This is a genomic window from Deltaproteobacteria bacterium (assembly GCA_016210005.1).
Classification (GTDB): domain Bacteria; phylum Desulfobacterota; class Binatia; order HRBIN30; family JACQVA1; genus JACQVA1.
The window spans coordinates 1-4,692 of the sequence record JACQVA010000087.1; the positions used below are offsets into that span (position 1 = coordinate 1).

The window sequence follows — 4,692 nt, forward strand, 5'->3', positions numbered from 1 at the left end:
CACCGGTCCCGATCCACCGCGCTGACCGGTGGCGGCGCAGCCGGTTCCCACCCCGCTGATCCGTCGCTCCGTCTCGGTGGCCCGGTCGCAACCGATCGCCCCGGAAAAATCGAGCTATGCATGCTCACCGGAAGGACACGGAGGTACAGACCCTGTCTGACCACCCGGTGGGGAGCATCGTCGGTGATCAGCGGTTCAGTTCAACGGGGCCTTTCCGCCATCCGGCGGCAACCATCACAGCATCTCGCGCAACGCCCCGTCGCGCCGGATGACGGAAAAACCCTTTTACGTTAGGCGGGCAGAGGTTGAGTACGTGGTTGTGAAGCGGGCGTCTTGGTCAGTGGTGGCAGCGGTGATAGCTCTGGCAGTTGCAGCAACCGGCTGCAGAGCGCAACGCAGACTTGTCGTGCCAGCAACCCCCGACGGAATGGCTTGCGCCCGGCAGTGCGAGCAGATCTGGTGGCAGTGTAGCACCGCAAGAGGATGCGAGCGGATGGAGTTATTGCCTGGTATCCTCTGCCGAGCAACGTGTAACGGAGAACGCGACAGCTGTCTTACCACGTGCCCTGGTGCAGCCTGGGTCGAAGAGCACAATGTCAGTACGTCCTACGCCAGTGAAACAGTACAGACTTCCCAGGTCGAGGAATTCCGAAAAGAGCACTCAGAGCAAGACCAGCGAGACCGACAAGAACTTGAGCAAAAGCTGAAGAACGCCCCGGAATCGCTGAGGGCTCATGAGATGGCTTCCCTGTGCCGTTCATGGGGACATGAGACCCGGGCCTGTATGCAGTCGCATGGCTTCAAGTGGAGCGGCCTCCAGTGGGTTCGCGAAGCCACACCGGCCGCGCCTACGGCAAGTCCCCCGAGCACACCGACTCCGGAGCATTCGCCGCGACAGCCGACGCCGGGTGTAAGGGACCGGGCTATGAGACCGTGGTGGGTTCACCGAAACTGACCGCGGCAAGTTCGGCCAAACTGACATCCGTACGACGATGTCTACACGCACGTCTTGAACCGCGGCGGGCGCGGCGTTCTGAGCCCCAGCCGATCGCCTGTAGGGAGGCCGGCGCAATGGGAAGCGGGCTGTGCGTGATAGGCTGCAACCCTCCGACTTCGGGGCACGGCGGTAGGCTGCGAAAACCTTGCAAGGGTTGCACGGGAGGTGATATACGCCTTCGCGGTCGTAACTGGCGGGATCAACAGGGGGCACAATGGATGCAGCCAAGGCGATGCGCGATAGGCTGACAGGATTTCAGGATTTCGCAGCCTAACGCGCAAGGAACCAGGGCGGCCGAAGTAGGTCAGAGGATAGAGCCCTCGCGACGGGGGAAAGGGGTAGTCGTTCGACGACGGCTGGAGGAGGCGTTGATATTGTCGCGTGCGACGGAGTTTGATACCCGGTGTCGCAGGCCGATGACGGCGAACGAGGGCGACGCCCTGCGCATTGGCCCAAGCTTTTCTTCTGCGTTCGGGATGGGGAGATAGCCATGGTGCCGCAACAGCAAACGAGACCGGCGCAATGTGGCCGAAGGATGCGGCTTACTCGGCGCTGGGTCGCTCGCCTTTTCCGGCGCATTGGTTACTTCTTTCGTCACATATCGCTACTTCTTGCTCTAACGGCAGAAAACCAAGCGATTTCCAGTATCCTTCTTCTTATACCAACGCTGTTGGCAACTGCGCTGCTCACTATTGTCCTGAGCAGCCATGATCTGTCCCCTCGAATCAAGGCTCTTTGGGCTGCCGCGTTGGTCGCTCTCCCTGCAGGGCTCAGTCTCTACTTTTATCTCCTCAACATCTCTCGCCAGCGTCGTGCCGAACTTTCCATCCGCGCTCGCCGCCACTCGGACACTCGAACGATTAATTACTTCTGCAGATCGGTCATCAAGCTGTGCGAATCGGTTGCGGGGTCCGATCCCAGGATCCAATCCATTGGTACCCAGCGTGTCCTCGCGGTCGAGACCGAGTTCGTTCGCTCGCGGGCGGTCTACATTCGCCATGTTCTCGATCAAGTCGCGAGTCACTTCGGGGTTACGCGAGAACTCTTGGAGCAGGCGCTTGGTATTCCGGCGATGGTCCTTGAGACGCGAGCCGCGAGGCGCGTCTGGCTTCGGTATCACATGGAGGCCTCCATCGACCCACTGCCGGTGTTCAGTGCGCAGGCCGACGCCATCGATCGCTGTGCGACTCGAGTGCGCACGCAGGCTGAGGTACTCTCCTCTCTCGCAGACGACTTTTCCAAGATCCTGCGGTTTGTGGTGAAGGAACCATCGACCGGCCGGGCGATGAACGCCGCTGCCAGGATTTTGGCACGCCACATCGGCGGACCGAACTGCGAAAGCATAATATCCATTCTGCAGCTGCGCCGCGGCGTCCCAATAGACAACATCATTCTGGGCAACCGAGACCACCGCACCTTCGTGGGCGAAAAGTCTGACAGCTTGATACACTTTCTCAAACACTTTGGATCCTTCGAGAAACCGGGCGTCGATCGGGTCGTCAATACTGCCGCAGAACGCTTGAGCGCTCGCCTCGCAGAAAGCGCCTTGATTCTCACGGTAGGCTACAGCCAGATGGTCTCGCGCGTATTGGCGCAACTCGCTCACAGAAAATCTATACTAGTTGGGGTGGTGATTCCCGAGCGCGGTTCCGAGTTGGACCAGGTTATCTTCGCTGAGGAAGACCGTGCCATGGAAGCCGAGCTGCTTGCAGAACCGCTGTTGCAGGGCAAGGTCTTCCGAACGACCTTGGCTGGCATCGGCGAACTACCGGCGGATTTCGTCCGTGGCGGAATCATGATGGGCGCAGAGGCAGTACTCCCGGACGGAACGGTTCTTCATCCAAGGGGTCGTCTGCAAACACATCGCGCTCTTGCTTTGCGCTTTAGTGGTGTAGCGCAAGCAGCGTATCGCTTCGTTGTATGCGAGCCGTACAAGATTATCGATGTGCCCGCCGCTCTGCGCACATCGCGCACGTTGGCCTGCATCACAACTGGCGACTATGACACGTTAATCACCGCTGGCGAGGAACTACAGGGAGGAGCCCGTGTTTCTCTCCAACGACTGCGTGTGGCGTGGGAGCGCGAGGTCGATCAAGACCTCCAAACCAGCGGCATGCAGGGCATTTTCCACTCCTGAGGCACGAACGGAACCGCGCTCTAACACCGATCGAGACCGACGCCAGAAGACGGCGCGGCCCATCGCCAAGCCGTTAGATGTAGAAAGGAGGATGACCATGAGTTAACCGATTATAGCCTACTCGCTATCGTCATGAATCGTTGTTCTATAAACAGCATCCAGTGATGCTCAATTTCAAGAAGGAGCTTCTGTCATGAAACTCGATATAAATGCGGCTGGTTTGGTGGCAATCCTTACCCACCAAGAAGTCAACGACTTGTACAACACTGCAGATCCCCAAGTCCTTAGGACCAAAGTCACCAATCTAATAGATCAGCTTAAGACCGAACTTACCCTCGTTGCAGCAGGCGCTGGAGCTGCTGCAACGGCTGCCAAGGCAGTACTGGCAGTTCTTGTAAAATCCGCCATTGTAGTTGCGATTCTTGTTGCCTGGATCGCTGTCGAGAGAGAACTAATGAAGTTAGTAGATAAAGGTAACGGCGTCTACCTTACATTGCCGTGGCTGGCACTTTTCAACCCCCTCGGCGCCGTCTGGTGGTGGCTCATCATTCCGACAACCGTTCCGCCTAGTGGCGTTGCAGTTGTCACTCCTGGCGGGGGACGCGTTACCGTGCGCCGTTCGACCGGAGGCGCGTTCAACCCCAACGAGGACTGGACGCAGATACCATACTACGGCAGCCGTGGTACATTCTTCGCCGATGTCACCGGGGATGGCAGAGCAGACGCCATTGTTGTGAACGATGACACTGTCACCGTGCGCCGCTCGACCGGCAACGGATTTGGCCCCAATGAGGACTGGACAACTGGTCCGTACTATGGCGGTCGGGTAACGTTCTTCGCCGACGTCGATGGGGATGGCAGAGCAGACGCCATTGTCGTGAACGATGACACTGTGACCGTGCGCCGCTCGACCGGCAACGGATTTGGCCCCAATGAGGACTGGACGCATGGGCCCTACTACGGCAGTCTTGGCACGTTCTTCGCGGACGTCGATGGGGATGGCAAGGCAGACGCCATCGTGGTGAACGAGGATACCGTGACGGTACGTCGCTCGACCGGCAACGGATTTGGCCCCACTGAGGACTGGACGCATGGGCCCTACTACGGCAGTCGGGTAACGTTCTTCGCCGACGTCGATGGGGATGGCAGAGCAGACGCCATTGTCGTGAATGATAACACTGTGACCGTGCGCCGCTCGACCGGCAATGAGTTTAGCCCCAATGAGGATTGGACAAATGGTCCCTATTACGGCAGCCGTGGCACCTTCTTCGTCGATGCAGATGGGGACGGCAAGGCAGACGCTATCGTGGTGAATGAGTAAATCAGCTATTGACGTGTCTGGTTCCTCAAAGCAAAGTGTCCTTCCGGTGAGCATGCATGCGCGCTGACGTCGCGTTCGACTAACCTCCCCGGCCATCTCGACGAGAGGAGGATGGTCGAATGGCAAGGGAGAGCAGCGCAACGCAGGGACTGGCACGACTGAGTGAGCTGCGGCGGCAGATCGAACGGTGGCGCGGGACGCGGGTGAAGCGTTCGCCGATGCCGGCGGAGCTGTGGC

The 4,692-nt window shown here is 59.1% G+C and carries 2 protein-coding genes; both read left to right on the forward strand.

Annotated elements, in window-relative coordinates:
- Positions 1 to 1,487: 1,487 nt before the first annotated feature.
- Positions 1,488 to 3,134, forward strand: coding sequence for a hypothetical protein (locus tag HY699_08905; protein MBI4515918.1), 1,647 nt, complete (start codon positions 1,488 to 1,490; stop codon positions 3,132 to 3,134).
- A gap of 193 nt (positions 3,135 to 3,327) precedes the next feature.
- Positions 3,328 to 4,455, forward strand: coding sequence for a VCBS repeat-containing protein (locus tag HY699_08910; protein MBI4515919.1), 1,128 nt, complete (start codon positions 3,328 to 3,330; stop codon positions 4,453 to 4,455).
- Positions 4,456 to 4,692 lie beyond the last annotated feature (237 nt).